The organism is Trueperaceae bacterium (assembly GCA_036381035.1).
In the GTDB taxonomy this organism is placed as follows: Bacteria; Deinococcota; Deinococci; order Deinococcales; family Trueperaceae; genus DASRWD01.
The window spans coordinates 109,902-125,916 of the sequence record DASVDQ010000024.1 but is presented as its reverse complement, the minus strand read 5'-3'; the positions used below and the strand labels follow the sequence as shown (position 1 = coordinate 125,916).

Sequence of the window (16,015 nt, the reverse complement as noted above, 5' to 3'; positions counted from 1 at the left end):
GCGCCCTTGACCCGCGTGGGCACCGGCCATAACATGCACATCATGTGCAACATGCACATCGACCCCACCGCCTGGCCGGCCGCTCCGGACGGGTCCCGCCGGTGAGCGCCCGGCGGGTCCTGCTCCTCTGCGGCGGGCGCTCCGAGGAGCACGAGGTCTCGCTCGCCTCGGCGCGCTCGGTCCTCGAGGCCGTGAGCGCCTCGCCGCGGCTCGAGGTCGTGCCCCTGGTCATCGGCCGCGACGGCGCCGCGCTGGGGCTCGAGGCGTCGGCTCGCCTCCTGGGCGCGGCTCCCCCGCCCCTGCCGAACGGCGAGGCGAGGGGCGGGCGGCCCGTCGGGGACCCGGCGGAAGGAGGCGGGGCCTGTCCGGGACGGCCGACCCGCGGCGCCCCGGGCGACCGCGACGCGGACGCGGAAGCGCCGAGGACCGCCGGCGCCGCCGGCGACGCCGAGCCCGCGCGGACCGCCGCCCTGGCGCGCAGCCTCACCGACGCCGGCGGCTCGTTCGACGTCGTCTTCCCGCTCCTCCACGGGCCCTTCGGCGAGGACGGCAGCGTGCAGGGTCTCCTCAAGCTCATGGGCCTGCCCTTCGTCGGCAGCGACGTGCTGGGCAGCGCCGTGTCGATGGACAAGCTGGCGATGAAGGCCGTGTTCGCCGCGGCCGGCCTGCCGCAGGTCGAGCACCGCGGCGTGACGCGCCACGCCTTCGCGAGCGACCCCGAGGCCGCCCTGGCGCCGGCGCGCGAGCTCGGCACGCCCGTGTTCGTGAAGCCGGCGAACCTCGGCTCGTCGATCGGGGTCTCGCGCGTCGACGACCCCGCCGACCTGCGGGCCTCCGTGGCCGCCGCGCTCGGCTTCGACAGGCGGGCGATCGTAGAGGCCGCCGCGGTGGGGGCGAGGGAGCTCGAGGTCGCGGTGCTGGGCAACGACAGGCCCGTAGCGAGCGGCGTGGGCGAGGTCCGCGTGCGCGACGGCGCCGCCGCCTTCTACGACTACGAGGCCAAGTACACCGACGGCCTGGCCGACCTCATCGTCCCGGCGGACGTGCCCGAGGAGGTCGCCCGCAGCGCCCGCGCCATGGCGCTGCGCGCGTTCGCCGCCGTCGACGCCGCCGGGCTCGCCCGCGTCGACCTCTTCTACCTGCCCGACGGTCGGCTGCTCGTCAACGAGATCAACACGATCCCCGGCTTCACGCGGCACAGCATGTACCCGCTCCTCTGGCAGGCGGCCGGCGTCTCCTACCCGGAGCTCATCGAGCGCCTCGTCGAGCTGGCCCTGGAGCGTCGCTAGGCCCCCGCGCGGCTGGCCCGCGCGCCCAGCAGGCGCGCGCGACCTCGGCGCCCGCCCGGGCGCTCGGCCCGCTCGGCCACGCGTCCGCCGCTCCGACGCGGTTATGATGCGCGGCGTGACCGGAGGTGCGCGGCCGACCACCACGCTGACCTAGACCTGGAACGCCTGCTCGCCGAGCCCGAGGACGACGTCGTCGACGGCTCGCCAGGTGGCGGTGCGGCCCTCGCGGGCGCCTCCCTCGGCACGCCCCTGTCGAACCTCAACTCCGGCCGCGTCCTGATCCTCAACGCCAGCTACGAGCCGCTGCACGTCTGCTCGGTCAAGCGCGCCGTATCGCTGCTCATGCACGAGGTCGCCGAGCGCGTCGAGGAGTCGGGCAAGGTGCTGAGGTCGCCCAGCGCCGTCTTCCCCGTCCCCAGCGTGATCAGGCTGAAGCGCTTCGTGCGCACGCCGTTCCGCCAGCGCGTGGCCTTCAACCGCAAGAACGTCTTCCGCCGCGACGACCACGTCTGCCAGTACTGCGGCAGGCGCACCCACGACCTCACGCTCGACCACGTCGTGCCCCGCAGCCGCGGCGGGCCGACGACGTGGGAGAACGTCGTCGCCTGCTGCAAGGCGTGCAACGCCCGCAAGCGCGACCGCACCCCGGAGGAGGCCCGCATGCGCCTGCGGCGTCAGCCGTACGCGCCGCGCTTCATGTTCACGAGCGCCTACGGCGTCATGCCGGACATCGACCCGATCTGGGAGAAGTACCTGCCCCGGCACGGCCGCTAGGCGGGCCCCTCCCCCGGCGGCCGGGCGGTCCGCCCCAACGGCGCCTAGGCCGGGCGCTTCACCAGCACCGGCGAGCGCATCACGGGGGCGAAGCCCACGAGCCTGAGGATGTCGCCGAGCTTCCCGTCGCTCAGGGACACCTCGGCGTCGACGGCGCCGACCGGCGAGAACGAGGCCAGCTCCTGCAGGACCGAGATCACGAGGCGCCTGAGCATCGCCGAGTCGGCGCGCAGCTCCCGCGCGACGCCCACGGCGTCGAGCGTGTACCGCCCGTCGACGCGCCTGGCCACGAGCCCGCAGAAGGCGTAACCGACCGGCTCCTGGTCGAGGGTCTCGCGGGCCAGGAACCACAGGTCGGGCTGGAACGGCCCGTGCCTGCGCTTCAGGTAGGCCCAGCCGGCGTCGGTGACGGGCCGGTCCTCGGCGCCGGCGTAGAAGGACCGGAAGCGCCTGTCGGCCTCCTCCGACCAGGCCTCGAGCAGCAGGGGGCTCCCCAGCGGCGGCACCTGCGAGAGGTCGAAGCTCATCAGCGTGACCTCCTCGGGCCGGAAGCCGAGGGTCGCCAGGCGCGCGGCCAGCTCGTCGCGCCTGCGCCGCGGCACCGCGTCGAGGCGCAGCAGCGCCGAGTCGTGGTCGTGGCCGGCCAGCACGTGGGCCACCAGCTCGGCGAACGCCTCGGGGTCGTCGTCGTGCCAGGGGCTCGAGAGCTCGACGCGCCTGGCGTCGTCGTCCGGGTGCGGCGCCAGGACGTGGACGCCGGCGCACGGCGCGGTGCCGGCTCGCGCCAGCACGCGGCAGCCGCGCGCGTCGGCCCGCGGGTCCCCGAAGCGCGCGGCGAGCCTGAGCGCCAGCCCCTGCGGGTCGGAGTGGCCGAGGAAGGCGAGCGCGCGGCCCACGAACCACGGCAGCTCGTCGGCCGCTAGGCTGCGGATCACGGTCCCCCACTCTACCCCGGCGCCCCGAGCCGGCCGGGCCGGGCCGTGTCCTCCGCGCGCACGCGGCGGGCGGCCCTCGCCGGTGCCGTGGAGGGGCCCGCGCCAGCGGACCGTGCGACGCAGCGGCCCCGTTGCGCCGGCGGACGAAGCTCGCCGCGGTTACCCTGCGCGCATGTCCAGGCCTCGCATCATCGGCGGCAGCGCCAAGGGACGCGCCATCGAGACGCCGCGCCGGGGGACGCGTCCCAGCCCGGCGCGCCTCCGCGAGGCACTCTTCGACATCGTCGCCTTCGAGCCCAGGGGGCGGTTCCTAGACCTCTACGCGGGCTCCGGCGCCGTCGGCCTCGAGGCCGCCAGCCGCGGCTTCGACGTCGTCTGCGTCGAGCTCGCCAAGGAGGCCGCGGCGGTGATCGCGCGCAACGCCCGCAGCCTGGGGCTGCCCGTGCGGGTCGTGCGCGGCGACGCCCTGGCCTACGCCGCCGAGCACCCTGGCCAGTTCGACGTCGTGTTCGCGGCTCCCCCCTACCCCCTCGACCTGCGCGAGGCCTTCCTCGGCGTGCTGGCCTCCGGCGCCGCCAGGCCGGGCGGCGTCTACGTGCTGCAGCACCCGACCGGCTTCGCGCCCGCGCTGCCGCCCGGCCTGGAGGGCGCGCCGGCGCGGCTCCACCGCTACGGCTCGAACGCGCTCACGGTCGTGAGGGTGCCCGCGCGCTAGGGCGCCCGCCGCCCAGCCCGCCCGCGGACCGGTCCGCCCGCCGCCCGGGCCGCCCGCGAACCGGTCCCAACGCCACCCGGGCCGCCCCCGACACGGGCGGCCGGCGGTCAGGTGTTAGGCTGTCTGACGGCCGCGAGAGCACATGCCCGCGCCGCCCGGGCCGACCCGCGCCGGCCCCCGCACGGGCACGCCCGCAGGCGCCCGCCGAGAGGGACTGATGTTCGGTTTCGTCCAGAAGCTCTTCGACAACAACGACCGCGAGGTCAAGCGCCTCCAGGGCGAGGTCGTGAGCCGGGTCAACGCGCTCGAGCCCGAGGTCGAGAAGGTCGAGGACCTCGCCGCGGCCTACGCGCAGCTCAGGCGCAGGCACCAGGAGGGCGGCGAGAGCCTCGAGGACCTGCTGCCCGAGGCGTTCGCGCTCACCCGCGAGTCGGCCAAGCGCTTCCTGGGCCAGCGGCACTACGACGTGCAGCTCATCGGCGGCGCCGCCCTGCACTACGGGCGCATCGCCGAGATGAAGACCGGCGAGGGCAAGACGCTCGTCGCCACCCTGGCGCTGGCGCTCAACGCGCTCGCCGGCAAGGGCACGCACCTCGTCACCACGAACGACTACCTGGCGCGCACCGGCGCCGAGTGGATGGGCCCCGTCTACCGCGGCCTCGGCCTCACGGTCGGGGTGATCCAGCACGACATGGACGGGCCCAAGCGCCGCGAGGCCTACCGCTGCGACATCACCTACATCACGAACTCGGAGCTCGGGTTCGACTACCTGCGCGACAACATGGCGTTCCGGCCCGACCAGCTGGTGCTGCGCGAGGACACGCCGCTGCACTACGCGATCGTCGACGAGGTCGACTCGATCCTCATCGACGAGGCGCGCACGCCGCTGATCATCTCGGGCCCGGCCGAGGTGGCCACCGACAAGTACTACACGATGGCGAAGATCGCCCAGCAGCTCCACCGCGGCGAGCCCAAGGAGGGCGACAAGCCCGCCACCGGCGACTACTGGGCCGACGACAAGGCCAAGGACATCCACCTCACCGAGGAGGGGATCGCCAAGGCCGAGAAGCTGCTGGGCATCGACAACATCTTCAGCCCCGAGAACATGGAGACGGGGCACATGCTCAGGCAGGCCCTGCGCGCCAAGGAGCACTACCACCTCGACAAGCAGTACGTGAAGGACGAGAACGGCCACATCGTGATCGTCGACGAGTTCACCGGCCGCCTCATGCCGGGCCGGCGCTTCGGCGAGGGCCTCCACCAGGCCATCGAGGCCAAGGAGGGCGTGAAGATCGAGCGCGAGAACCAGACGCTCGCTACGATCACGTACCAGAACTTCTTCAAGCTCTACGACAAGATCGCCGGCATGACGGGCACGGCGAAGACCGAGGAGAAGGAGTTCCAGGAGATCTACAACACCGACGTCCTCGTCATCCCCACGAACAAGCCCGTGATCCGCAAGGACCACGAGGACGTCGTCTTCCGCACGCAGAAGGGCAAGTACGAGGCCGTCGTCGACGAGATCGTCGAGGTGCACCAGACGGGCAGGCCGATCCTGGTGGGCACCGTGACGATCGAGGCCTCGGAGCTCCTCTCGCGCATGCTCAAGCGCCGCGGCATCAAGCACGAGGTCCTCAACGCCAAGTTCCACGCCCGCGAGGCCGAGATCGTCGCCCAGGCTGGCCGCAGCGGCGCGGTCACGATCTCCACGAACATGGCCGGCCGCGGCACCGACATCGTGCTGGGCGGGAACCCGGAGTGGCTGGCGCGCCAGCTCCTCGAGCGCGAGGGCTTCGAGCGCTACGACTCCGACACCGAGCTGTTCATAAGGGCCGTCCTGCTCGGCCGCATGGACGAGGCCAGGGAGCGGGCCAGGAAGCTAGAGGGCCTGCCCGACGGGATCATCGCCCAGATCGAGGCGATCAGGGACGAGACCGCGCGCGACCACGAGAAGGTAGTGGCAGCGGGCGGCCTGCACATCATCGGCACCGAGCGGCACGAGTCGAGGCGCATCGACAACCAGCTCCGCGGACGCGCCGGGCGCCAGGGCGACCCCGGCTCCAGCCGCTTCTACGTCTCGTTCGAGGACGACCTCATGCGCCTCTTCGCCAACGAGCGCGTGCTCGGCATGATGGACCGCCTCGGCATGGACGACAGCCAGCCCATCGAGGCGCGCATGGTCACCGGCGCCATCGAGCGCGCCCAGAAGCGCGTCGAGGACCGCAACTTCGGCATCCGCAAGCAGCTCCTCGAGTACGACAACGTCATGAGCAAGCAGCGCGAGGTCATCTACGCGCAGCGGCGCGAGGTGCTGCTCGGCCACGACGTCTCCGAGAGCGTCAAAGACATGATCGCCGAGTACGTCGACTCGCAGGTCCAGCGCTACCTCAACCCGCAGCTCGAGGCCGAGGAGCAGGACATCGGGGCGCTCTCCGGCGCCCTGGGCGAGGCGGTGCCGGCGCTCGCCGCCGTCGACCTCGAGCACTACCGCGGCAAGGACCCGGACGAGGTGACCGACGCGCTGGTCGAGGTGATGGAGCAGGCGTACGCCGCCCGCGAGGCCGAGCTGGGCGCGCCGCTCATGCGCGAGCTCGAGCGCTTCATCGTCCTCCAGGTCGTCGACCAGCACTGGAAGGAGCACCTGCACAACATGGACGTGCTACGGCAGGGCATCGGCCTGCGCGGCTACGGCCAGCGCAACCCCCTGCAGGAGTACGCCTTCGAGGGCTTCAACCTCTTCGAGGAGATGAAGGCCAACATCCGCCTCAACGTCGCCAAGCTGCTCTTCCGCGTGCAGGTCCAGACCGGCGAGGCGCTCGACCGCGGACGGCAGCGGCGCGCCTCCCGGCCCGCCTCCGTGAGCTACTCGGCCCCGCCGCTCGCCCCCGTCGCCGCCGCGTCCGCGGCCCCAGGGCGCGGCGGCTCGCCCGCCCAGCAGCGGGCCAGCGGCCCCACGGCCCCGATCCGCGTCCAGGAGAAGGTCGGACGCAACGACCCCTGCCCCTGCGGCAGCGGCAAGAAGTACAAGCACTGCCACGGCAAGACGGCCGCCTGAGGCGGGCCGCGGCGGCGTGAGCGCGGTGGCGAGCCCCGGCGAGCCCTACTCGCGGCGCGTGACCGAGCGCCAGGCGCGCCTCGGCACGCGCGTCTGCCTCGGCCTCGACCCCAGGCCGGCCGCGCACCCGCTCACCGACCCGGCGCGCCTCGGGGCGTCGTCGCCGCGCGACCCCCGCGTCGTCACGGCGGTGGGGCGCTACCTCGCGGCCGTGCTCGAGGCCACCGCCGACCTCATCGCCGCCTGCAAGCCGCAGGCGGCGTTCTTCGAGGCCCTGGGACCCGCCGGCAGCGGGCTGCTGGCCGAGGTCGTGGCGCTGGCGCGCGACCTGGGCGTGCCGGTGGTGCTCGACGCCAAGCGCGGCGACATCGGCACCACGGCCGAGGCCTACGCCGAGGCCTACCTGGGCGACGGGCCCCTCGCCGCCGACGCCCTCACCGTGAGCCCCTACCTGGGCCTCGACACGCTGGAGCCGTTCCTGGCGGCAGCGGTGCGGGGCGGACGCGGCCTCTACGTGCTCGTGCGCACGTCGAACCCCGGCAGCCGCGACCTGCAGGGCCTCGCGCTGGCGGGTGGCGGCACGGTGGCGTCGCGTCTGGCGGCGCGCCTGGCCGACATGGCCGCGGGGATGGACGCCGACGAGGACGGCTACACGGCCCTGGGCGCCGTGGCCGCCGCGCCTGAGGACCTGGCCGAGCTGCGCGCGGCGCTGCCGCGCTCCCCCCTGCTGGTGCCCGGCTACGGGGCGCAGGGCGCCCGCGGCGCCGACGTCGTCGACGCCTTCGACGCCCGCGGCCACGGCGCCCTCGTCAGCGCCAGCCGCAGCCTCACCAACGGAAGCGGCTTCGAGACCGCGGTCTCCCTGGACGAGGTCGCCGCCATGGCCAGGTCTTCGGCCGCGGCGATGAGAGGGGACATCGAGGCCGCCCTCGCGGCGCGGGCGGCGGGCGGACGCGGCGGCGGCTAGGGCGTCTGCATGTGGCTGAGGAAGCCCGCCGGCGACAGGTTCGTGCGCACGCGGGCCATCAGCCCCAGGATCGTCCCGAAGCCGACCTCGGGCCCGTCGAAGACGGCGGCGTAGACCTGCGCGCCCTCGAGCTCGGGTAGCGCGAAGGCGAACGCGTCGAGCTCCTCGCCCTGCGGCACCTCGAGCGGCCAGCCGCCCGACTCGGGCTGGGAGGCCACCACGTACATCCGCGACTCGTTGTGCGCGAGGAAGAGGCTCTTCGCCGTGTCCTCCGGCGCCGTGACGTAGGCCGACACGCTCACCGCGCAGTTGCTGAGGTGCGGCAGGACGTCGCGAGGCGAGCCGCGGAGGTCGACGCCCGGGTCGGGCCTGTAGACGAGCAGGCGCGGGTAGACGGTCCAGTTCCAGATGATCGCCCAGAACGACAGCCTGTCGTCGTCCGCCGGGTCCCAGGCCAGCAGCGCCGCCGGCCGCACGGCCTCGCCCACCCTCTCCAGGGTCGCGGCCATGTCGTCGACGAGGTCGCCGACCGTCGCCGGGGCGTCGGGGAGCGGCCCTTCGAGCCTGTACCAGGCCAGGAAGCGGGCGTTCATCTCGCGCCACGCGTCGGCGCTCAGCTCCTCCGGGCCCCACGACGGCGGCAGCAGGCCGCGCGCCTTCAGGTACCTGACCGCGCCGTAGGCCGGGTGCTCCCGGTCCAGACCGACCTCGCCGGTCCGCGTCAGCGCCGGCAGCGCCGGCTCGACGAGCTGCACCGCGCGCCGCAGGACGAGGGCGGCGTCCACGCCCGTCGCCGGGCGATCCGAGACGCCGCCCTCCAGCGCGCCCGCGAGCTCCTCGCGGCAGGCCTGCGCGGCGGCCAGGGGCGCCAGCAGGAGCAGTAGCACGGCGGCGGCGAGGCGCCTCGGGCGCGCTGCGGCTATGGACATGGCGCCGAGTCTACTGGTTGTCGAGGTCCAGGAAGTAGGAGCTCCTCCCGGATACCGCCGCCGTGTTCCCGTTCGCCGCGCGCACCCTCAGGTACTCGCCGGGACCGACGGAGATGTCGCCAGGGGGCAGGCCGCCGAAGATCACGGACCCCGACCCGTCCAGCACGTCGACGACGAGCGGCAGGCCGCCGGAGACGCCGTCGAAGCTGACGACGCCGCCGAACGGCGCGTACCACAGGTCCTCGTCGCCGACGGTCTCGATCGCGCCGCTGGCGTCCTCGACCACGGTCGGCGAGGTCCCCAGGGAGTCGTTCGCCGGCTCCGTGGTGTCGTCGAAGGCGCGGCCGAAGGCGTAGAACTGCACGAAGCGCGACGTGCTCAGGTTCGTGACCCTGACGAGGTAGCCGTCGGCCGGCGCCGGGTCGATCACGCACGGCCCAGCGCAGCTGCGGTCGACCTCGACGGCCGCCGGAGCCAGCTCGGGCGCCGCCTCGGAGGCGCCGCCGCCGGCGTAGAAGACGTCGGGCGAGCTGCTAGAGTAGAGGGTCGAGCCGCCGGGGGAGCCCAGCACCTCGAGCAGGGCCGCGCCCTCCACCTCGAACTGGATCACGTCGTGCGCCCGCACCGTGGACGGCACGCTGACGACGAACGTGGTGGAGGCGCCGCCGGCGAGGAACACGCTGGAGACGGGGACGTTCGGGTTCGTGCCCGCCTCCACCGCCGTGCAGCCGGGGTCCCGCGGCGGCGTGCCGCCGCTCGGCGCGCCCACCGTCATCTGGTAGGCGCTGACCCCCGGCGCGCCCGCGCGGCCCTGCGACGAACGCACCCGCACGGCCTCCCCGGCGTAGACGCGGAACGTCTCGCCGGCGGAGTAGGGCTCGGTGACGGGCAGGCCGCAGGTGTCGTAGACGGTCGCCTCGACGGGGAGGCCGCCGATGGCCTCCACGGTCACGTTCGCGTCGGCCGAGGCGAGCCAGTAGTCGACGTCGCCGAGGAGCTCGAGGGCGCCGCTCGCGCCGTCCACGAGGGGCGCCGCGCCGCCCCTGAGGTCGTTGGCGGGCTCGTGCGGGTGGGCGAAGCTCGCGCCGTAGAGGTAGAGGTCGGCGACGAGGCCGGTGTTCCCCGTGTTCACGACGCGCAGGTAGAAGCGACCGGCGCCCGGGTCGAAGATCACGCAGGGCCCGAGGCAGACGTAGTCCGGCGTGATCGCGCTGGGACGCGCCTCGGCCACCGACGCGGGGAGCGGGGGCTGCGGCACGCCGGAGATCGCCCCGCGGACGAAGTAGTCCGGCGTCGCGCTGCTGGCCAGCACGCCCCAGTAGGCGGAGTTGCGCAGCTCGACGACGGCCGGCTGCAGGGTGTCGAGCTCGGCGTAGGCGAGGTCGAACCCCCTCACCGCGTCGAGCACCAGCTCGAAGTCTGCCCACTCGCCCGGCGCCAGGTCGACCGTCGCCGAGGGCGTCGCGCCCTCGTCGGTCCGGGCCACGAGCGGGTCGGCGGGCGGGGGCGGGGGCGGTGGCTGCAGGCAGGCCGCCAACAGGAGCGCCAGGAGCGCGAACGCTCCCAGCGTCCTCACGGCGGCGGCGGAGCGCGCCGGCGGCTCGCCGGCGGCGAGCCGCACGGTCTCCTTCGTCTTCCTCATCTTCTCCTCGCTGCCTCCTCCGTGCGCGAGCTGGGTAGCTCGGTGATGTCCAGGTAGTAGGCGCTCCGCGCCGAGCTGGCGGCCTGCCAGGGCTCCTGGGCCCAGACCCTCAGGTACTCGCCGGCGAAGAGCAGGACCTCCTCGCCGTCATGATAGGGTCCGCCGCTGTCCTGCACGACCTGGCCGCCGGCGTCGACGATGTCGGCCTCGACGCCGATGCCCTCGTCGACGACGTCGAACGACACGGTGCCGCCGTCTGGGAAGTACCAGTAGTCGACGTCCCCCACGGTCTCGATCGCCCCGCTGTCGCTGTCTATGGCGCCGAACGTGGGCGCCGTGGCAGTCTCGTCGTTCTCGGGCTCGTACTCGTCCATGTGCTGGTCGCCGTAGGCGAAGAGGCTCACGTTCGCGACCGGTCCCCTGTTGGTCACGCGCACGTAGACGGTCCCCGCGTTCGCCGGCTCGAGCAGCACGCAGGAGCCGTCGCAGGTCACGGTGGACACGATGCTCTGCGGCGCCGGCGCGCCCGCGCCGGTCGGGCTCAGGCCCTGCGTCCCCGAGCCGAAGTAGTCGAAGGACGAGGAGCTGAAGGTCACGGTGCCCCACCCGGAGGTCATGACCTCGAGGTCGACGAGGCGGTCGAGCTCGACGTAGAGCAGGCCGGCGTCGACCACCTCCTGGGGCACCTCGACGGCGAACGCCTGGGACTCGAGGCTGTCCAGGCTCACGGTCTCCAGCGCCGCGTCGGGGTCAAGGCCCGCGGTCACGAAGATCGTGTTACCCGGCGGTCCGCCTGGCCCGCCGGGTCCGCCGGTGTTGCAGGCCGCGAGGGCTAGCGCGCACAGGGCGCCGATGGCGGGCAGTGCGAGGCGTCTCATGGGACCTCCAAACGAACGCGGGCTCACGGGGCCGGCCCCGAACTGAGACCGGCGCCACGTTCCGCCGTCCTCTATCACTGTCTCCGCAGCGGCGTTGAGATGTCAGGGCGCTTACGTGAGGACCTTAACCGACACGTAACACTCCGGCCCCGCGGCGCTCCGGCCGCGCTCGCCGGCCCATGCTCCGGGCCGCCGGGGAACGCCGTGCTGGACGCGCGTGACCGCGGCGCCCCACGCGCTCCGAGCCGCGCGGCCGGTGCCTCGGGCCGCGACGCCCCGCGCGCTCACTCCAGGAGCATCAGGTAGGGGTAGAGGTCCGGCCCGCCCTGGTGCACCTCGACCTCGAGGTCGGGGAGCGCCGCGCCGATGCGCTCGACGACCGCCGCGACCCGCTCGGGAGTCACCGCCGTGCTGTGGAACAGGGTGGCGACGTCGTGCCCGGCGCCGTGCCTCAAGACCAGGTCGAGGAGCGCCGCGTCGTGGTCCGCGGCGGCCGTCTCCAGCACGCCGTCGACGAGCCCGATCGCCTGACCCTCCTGGACGTCCACGCCACCCAGGTTCGCGTCGCGGCTCGCGCTCGTGACCTCCAGCGTGGTCGCGCCCTCGGCCGCGCTCCTCATCTCCTCGAGCACGTCTTCGGGGTCGCCGTCCTCGCTGAACGCCACCGAGGCGGCGAGGCCCTGGCCCAGCGTGCGCGTCGGCAGGACCAGCACGCGCTTGTCCTTCACGACCTCCTGCACGCGCTCGGCGGCCATGACCACGTTCTTGTTGTTGGGCATGACGATGACGGTGTCCGCGCCCACGCTGCGCACCGCGTCGGCGAGGTCCTCGACCGACGGGTTCTCCGTCTGCCCCCCGCCGACGACCCGCACGCCCAGGCTCCTCAGCACGCGCGTCAGGCCGTAGCCGCTCGCCACCGCCACGGCCGCCAGGCGCGGTCCGGCGCCGTCGTGGAGGTCGACGTCGGCGAGGATCTCGGAGTGCTGCTCGCTCATGTCCTCGACCTTCGAGCGGACCATGCGCCCGTAGCGCCCGACGGCGGCCAGGAGGCGCTCCGGCTCCTGCGTGTGTATGTGGCCCTTCACGAAGCCCTCGGCCCCGACCACGAGCAGCGAGTCGCCGAAGGGCGCCACGAGCTCCTGTATCTCGGCCGTCGGCACCTTCACGTCGGCCAGCAGGAACTCGGTGCAGAAGCCGAACTCCTCCTCCTCGAACTGCTGCTGGGCGCGCCTCTCGACCTTGGGCGGGGGCGGCAGGTCGCGCTTCTCGAAGTAGGCGATCAGCCCCTCGAGCACCCGCAGCGCCCCGAGCCCGCCGGCGTCGACCACGCCGGCCTGCTTCAGGATCGGCAGCAGGTCCGGGGTGCGCGCCAACGCCTCCCGGCCGGCGTCGTGCGCGGCGCGCAGGACCTCGATCGCCGTGGCGCCGGCGGACGCCTCCGCGGCCGCGGCCGCCTCGCGCACGACCGTGAGGATCGTGCCCTCGACGGGCCGCATCACGGCGGCGTAGGCGCTGTCCGAGCCGGCCCGCAGGGCGCGGGCGACCTCCGCGCCGCCGAGCGTCCTGTGCTCCCTCACGGACTCGGCGAAGCCCTTGAGCACCTGCGAGAGGATCACGCCGGAGTTGCCGCGGGCGCCCAGCAGCGAGCCGTAGGCCAGGGCGTGGGCCACGGCGGGCATCGTCACGCTCCTCAGCTCCGAGAGCTGGCGGCGCACCGACTGCATCGTGAGGTGCATGTTCGTGCCGGTGTCGCCGTCGGGGACCGGGTAGACGTTGAGCGCGTTGACCTCGTCGACGAAGACGCCGAGCCACTGGGTGGCGTAGATGAAGGCGTGCGAGAGCTCGCGAGCGTCGACGCGGCCGCTCGTCGTCCGCTCCAGCACCGCCTCAGGCACGGCTGACCCCGGCGACGTGGACGCGCACCGCGCCCAGCTCCACGCCGGCGTAGGTGCCGGCGGCGTAGCGCACCCGCTCGCGGATCGAGTCGGCGACGGCGGGGATGTTCACGCCGTAGGCCACCACGACGTGGATGTCGACGTCGGCGGAGGACGGGTCCTCGTGCCTGGTGACGACGACGCCCTCGTCGACCTGCCGGGCGCCCAGGATGCGCCTGATGCCCTCGCCGAGGCTGGCCGGCGCCATGCCGACGACGCCGGGGACCTCGTGGGCCGAGAGCCCGACGATCTTCGCCAGCGCCCTGTCGGTGACGCGCACCCTGTCGGCGCCCCCGGCCGGCGTCCGCGGCGACCCGCCGCCCCCGCCCTTGGCCGGCGGCCTGGCCCTCTCCCCCGACCGGGCCGCGCGCCCGGCGGTCTGCCCCCGCCGGCCCGCGTCGTCCACCTCGTCCTCGCCCTCCAAGACGTCCTCCAGGTCACTCCATGCCGGCCAGGAACCCGATGCGCCGCAGCGCCCTTATCAGGTCCATGACCGTCGCCTCCGTGGGGTCGTAGTCGACGACCATCTTCGCGCCGTCGCCCTCCTGCACGTCCTTCACCCCGGGCACCGCGGCGAGCGCCGCCCTCACCCGCTGCCTCGCCTCCGGCGTGTCCATGCCCCTGACGCCGACGACGGCGCGGCTCGTCGGTGCCTCGCTCACTAGGCCCTCCCGGCGCCGGCGGAGCCGAGCCGGCGCGCGTAGCTGACGGTCTCCCGCGGCGTGAAGCCGGCGGCCTCGACCGCGGCGCGGCCCGTGGCGTCGCCGCGCGGCAGCTCCGCCACCAGCCTGTAGACCCCGGCGTCGTAGGCGCTCTTCACCACGGCGGCGGCGAGCGCGCCGGCCGCCGCGGGCGCGCCAACCAGGCGCTCGAGCCTCAGCGCCGCGTCGCCGCCCGCCCAGGTCGAGTGCGCGAGGGCGAAGCCCAGAGCGGCTCCCCCCTCCTCGGCCACGAACGAGTGGCCGCTGCGCCCGAAGTAGTGGAGGCTGCCGAGGTTCACGCAGGGCTCCAGGCCCAGCCGCGCCGCGTACTCGCCGTCGAGGGGCGCCAGCGCCGCGAGGTCGTCCGCCGTGACGGGCCTCACGCGCGGCGACAAGCGCTCTGCCTCCCCGGGACGGCGTCCCGCTCACGACCGGCGGCCATGCCCGAGTATACGTGTGGAACGGCGCCGGCCCGCGCCCCGTCCGAGCCTATGAGCGGACCGCCTACCCGAGCAGGGCGGCCACGCGCGCCTCCGACGCCTCCGGGTCCCAGGGACCGTAGCCGGCCTCGACGAAGTAGAGGCCCTGCGGGCCGACGTTGTGGCCGGCGCGCCGGCGGTCACGGCTCTCGAGCACGTCCCTGACGTCGTCGGGCCCGTACTTGCCCTTCCCCACCCACAGCAGCGTGCCGACGATCGTGCGCACCATGTTGCGCAGGAAGCCGTCGGCGGCGACGTGCAGGTGCAGCTCCGCGCCCGCCTCGCGCAGGTCGCAGAGCAGGAGCTCGCGCGTGGTCGTGCGCGTCTCCTGCGTCGCGAACGCCGCGAAGTCGTGACGGCCCAAGAGGTGGCGCGTCGCCTCCCTCATCGCCTCCACGTCGAGGCGCCGGAACACCGGCAGGACCCTGTGGCGGTCGATCGCCAGGCGGCGCGGGTCGTCGCGCACGACGCGCAGCCGGTAGAGGTAGCGGCGGTAGCGGCAGGAGAACTGCGCCTCGAAGCCCGGTTCCGCGGTCTCGAGCGCCAGCACGACGACGTCGCGCGGCAGGTGCGCGTTCAGCGCCATGCGCAGGCGCTCGTCGGGGAGGCCGGTGGTGGTGTCGACGTGCGCGACCATCGCCAGCGCGTGCACCCCGGCGTCGGTGCGTCCCGCCGCGATCACGGTGCCGTGCTCGCCGGGCAGCCTCGCGAACGCCTGCTCCACCGCGCCCTGCACGGTCCGCTCGCCCGTCGGCTGGCGCTGCCAGCCGGAGAAGCCGGTGCCGTCGTACTCGAGGAGCAGCCTGACGCGCCGGCCCTCGCTCAAGCCGCCGTCCCGCCCCGCGCCGCCGCGGCGAGAGGGGCCGGCGTCAGGCGCAGCGCGCGTCCGAGCCACGGCACCAGCACGGTGCCGACGCCGCCGATGACGAGGTACCTCGCGAACGACCCCAGCGCGCTGCGCTTCACCGCCTCGGGCAGCAGCGCCGAGCTGCCGAGCAGCGCGCCGAACGCCAGGGCGAGCGCCAGCGCGGCCAGCGCCGCCCTGCCGGCGACGGGCCCCGACGTGCGGTGCCTGACGAGCTCGGGGCCGACGGCGAACGCGGCGAACGAGCCGAGCAGCAGGCCGGAGTCCTCCGTGGGGGCGAGTAGGTGCAGCGCCAGCGGCGTTAGCAGGCCGAGGACGACCGTCGCGGCGCGGCCCGGCGCGACGCCCCGCCGCTGCAGGTAGAGGGAGACGCCGACGGTGGCCAGGCCGACGGCGAGCCCGCCGACCACGTCGACGGGCAGGTGCACGCCGAGGTAGAGGCGCGACAGCGAGACGAGGGCCACGACGGTCACGGCCAGCGCCGTGAACCAGCCGCGGCGCGCGTAGGCGGCGGCCAGCGCCCAGAAGGTCGCGGTGCCCTGGGCGTGGCCGGAGGGGAAGCCGCTGCCCGGCGCCGTCGCGACCGCGGCGGCGGAGCGGGCCACGCTCGGGTCGATCTGGAACGGCCGTTGGGTGAAGAAGGCGGCCTTGAGGAGCTGGTTCGCGTAGTAGCCGGCCAGCAGCGTGAGGGCGAGGCTGCGCCCGCGCTCGGCGTCGACGGCGACGAAGGCCACGACGAGCAGGACGACGTAGGCCTGCTCCGACCCGAGCTGGGTGATGCCGAGCATGATCGCGTCGAGCGCCGGCGAGGCCGCGCCCTGCAGCGCGTGGATGAGACCCATGAGGCAGATG

At 74.3% G+C, this 16,015-nt stretch carries 15 protein-coding genes; 5 read left to right on the top strand and 10 right to left on the bottom strand.

Translation table 11 applies throughout. The features are described from left to right. Nucleotides 1-101: 101 nt before the first annotated feature. Both VF202_03790 and VF202_03785 read left to right on the top strand, forming a co-directional pair. Nucleotides 102-1,289, top strand: coding sequence for a D-alanine--D-alanine ligase family protein (locus tag VF202_03790; GenBank protein HEX7039219.1), 1,188 nt, complete (start codon nt 102-104; stop codon nt 1,287-1,289). Nucleotides 1,290-1,631: 342 nt separating this feature from the next. Further along, on the top strand, nt 1,632-2,063 hold the full coding sequence (locus tag VF202_03785; protein HEX7039218.1) for an HNH endonuclease: 432 nt from the start codon (nt 1,632-1,634) through the stop codon (nt 2,061-2,063). A gap of 44 nt (nt 2,064-2,107) precedes the next feature. Here VF202_03785 and VF202_03780 read toward each other — a convergent pair whose 3' ends face one another. Continuing rightward, nucleotides 2,108-2,998 (bottom strand): hypothetical protein, encoded by an 891-nt coding sequence (locus VF202_03780; GenBank protein ID HEX7039217.1) that lies wholly within the window; start codon nt 2,996-2,998, stop codon nt 2,108-2,110. A gap of 172 nt (nt 2,999-3,170) precedes the next feature. Between VF202_03780 and VF202_03775 the strand changes: the two genes are divergently transcribed. The 3 genes from VF202_03775 to pyrF all read left to right on the top strand — a co-directional run bounded on the left by VF202_03775 (nt 3,171) and on the right by pyrF (nt 7,735). After that, nucleotides 3,171-3,713, top strand: a complete 543-nt coding sequence (locus VF202_03775; protein ID HEX7039216.1) for an RsmD family RNA methyltransferase — start codon at nt 3,171-3,173, stop codon at nt 3,711-3,713. 217 nt (nt 3,714-3,930) lie between these two features. Then, nucleotides 3,931-6,768 (top strand): preprotein translocase subunit SecA, encoded by a 2,838-nt coding sequence (gene secA / locus VF202_03770; GenBank protein ID HEX7039215.1) that lies wholly within the window; start codon nt 3,931-3,933, stop codon nt 6,766-6,768. A gap of 16 nt (nt 6,769-6,784) precedes the next feature. Then, a complete protein-coding gene (gene pyrF / locus VF202_03765) occupies nt 6,785-7,735 on the top strand; it encodes an orotidine-5'-phosphate decarboxylase (GenBank protein ID HEX7039214.1) in 951 nt (316 codons plus the stop codon). Here pyrF and VF202_03760 read toward each other — a convergent pair. The 9 genes from VF202_03760 to VF202_03720 form a co-directional block, all read right to left on the bottom strand. Further along, the gene (locus VF202_03760) at nt 7,732-8,664 is read right to left on the bottom strand and encodes a hypothetical protein (protein ID HEX7039213.1); all 933 of its coding nucleotides are present in this window, start codon (nt 8,662-8,664) and stop codon (nt 7,732-7,734) included. The two genes, pyrF and VF202_03760, sit on opposite strands and share 4 nt — an antisense overlap. Nucleotides 8,665-8,674: 10 nt before the next feature. Then, nucleotides 8,675-10,306: a hypothetical protein gene (locus tag VF202_03755; GenBank protein ID HEX7039212.1), complete on the bottom strand. Its 1,632-nt coding sequence runs from the start codon at nt 10,304-10,306 to the stop codon at nt 8,675-8,677. Then, complete coding sequence (locus VF202_03750) at nt 10,303-11,184, bottom strand: hypothetical protein (GenBank protein HEX7039211.1); 882 nt, start codon at nt 11,182-11,184, stop codon at nt 10,303-10,305. Before VF202_03750 ends, VF202_03755 begins: the two co-directional genes overlap by 4 nt. A gap of 284 nt (nt 11,185-11,468) precedes the next feature. Next, complete coding sequence (locus VF202_03745) at nt 11,469-13,067, bottom strand: DAK2 domain-containing protein (GenBank protein ID HEX7039210.1); 1,599 nt, start codon at nt 13,065-13,067, stop codon at nt 11,469-11,471. 4 nt (nt 13,068-13,071) lie between these two features. Continuing rightward, nucleotides 13,072-13,542 (bottom strand): Asp23/Gls24 family envelope stress response protein, encoded by a 471-nt coding sequence (locus tag VF202_03740; GenBank protein HEX7039209.1) that lies wholly within the window; start codon nt 13,540-13,542, stop codon nt 13,072-13,074. A gap of 13 nt (nt 13,543-13,555) precedes the next feature. Next, nucleotides 13,556-13,780, bottom strand: coding sequence for a heavy-metal-associated domain-containing protein (locus tag VF202_03735; GenBank protein ID HEX7039208.1), 225 nt, complete (start codon nt 13,778-13,780; stop codon nt 13,556-13,558). Further along, nucleotides 13,780-14,214, bottom strand: a complete 435-nt coding sequence (locus VF202_03730; GenBank protein HEX7039207.1) for a DUF1999 family protein — start codon at nt 14,212-14,214, stop codon at nt 13,780-13,782. Before VF202_03730 ends, VF202_03735 begins: the two co-directional genes overlap by 1 nt. Nucleotides 14,215-14,323: 109 nt before the next feature. Beyond that, the gene (gene truA / locus VF202_03725) at nt 14,324-15,124 is read right to left on the bottom strand and encodes a tRNA pseudouridine(38-40) synthase TruA (protein ID HEX7039206.1); all 801 of its coding nucleotides are present in this window, start codon (nt 15,122-15,124) and stop codon (nt 14,324-14,326) included. Beyond that, entirely contained in the window at nt 15,121-16,005 is an 885-nt protein-coding gene (locus VF202_03720; protein ID HEX7039205.1) for a phosphatase PAP2 family protein, read from the bottom strand. Before VF202_03720 ends, truA begins: the two co-directional genes overlap by 4 nt. Nucleotides 16,006-16,015: the final 10 nt, after the last annotated feature.

What these genes read in the sequence shown, in the direction of transcription:
- VF202_03785 (HEX7039218.1), top strand. Translation starts at nt 1,632, where the DNA reads ATGCACGAGGTCGCCGAGCGCGTCGAGGAGTCGGGCAAGGTGCTGAGG.
- VF202_03775 (HEX7039216.1), top strand. Translation starts at nt 3,171, where the DNA reads ATGTCCAGGCCTCGCATCATCGGCGGCAGCGCCAAGGGACGCGCCATC.
- secA (HEX7039215.1), top strand. Translation starts at nt 3,931, where the DNA reads ATGTTCGGTTTCGTCCAGAAGCTCTTCGACAACAACGACCGCGAGGTC.
- VF202_03760 (HEX7039213.1), bottom strand. Translation starts at nt 8,664, where the DNA reads ATGTCCATAGCCGCAGCGCGCCCGAGGCGCCTCGCCGCCGCCGTGCTA.
- VF202_03755 (HEX7039212.1), bottom strand. Translation starts at nt 10,306, where the DNA reads ATGAGGAAGACGAAGGAGACCGTGCGGCTCGCCGCCGGCGAGCCGCCG.
- VF202_03750 (HEX7039211.1), bottom strand. Translation starts at nt 11,184, where the DNA reads ATGAGACGCCTCGCACTGCCCGCCATCGGCGCCCTGTGCGCGCTAGCC.
- VF202_03720 (HEX7039205.1), bottom strand. Translation starts at nt 16,005, where the DNA reads ATGGGTCTCATCCACGCGCTGCAGGGCGCGGCCTCGCCGGCGCTCGAC.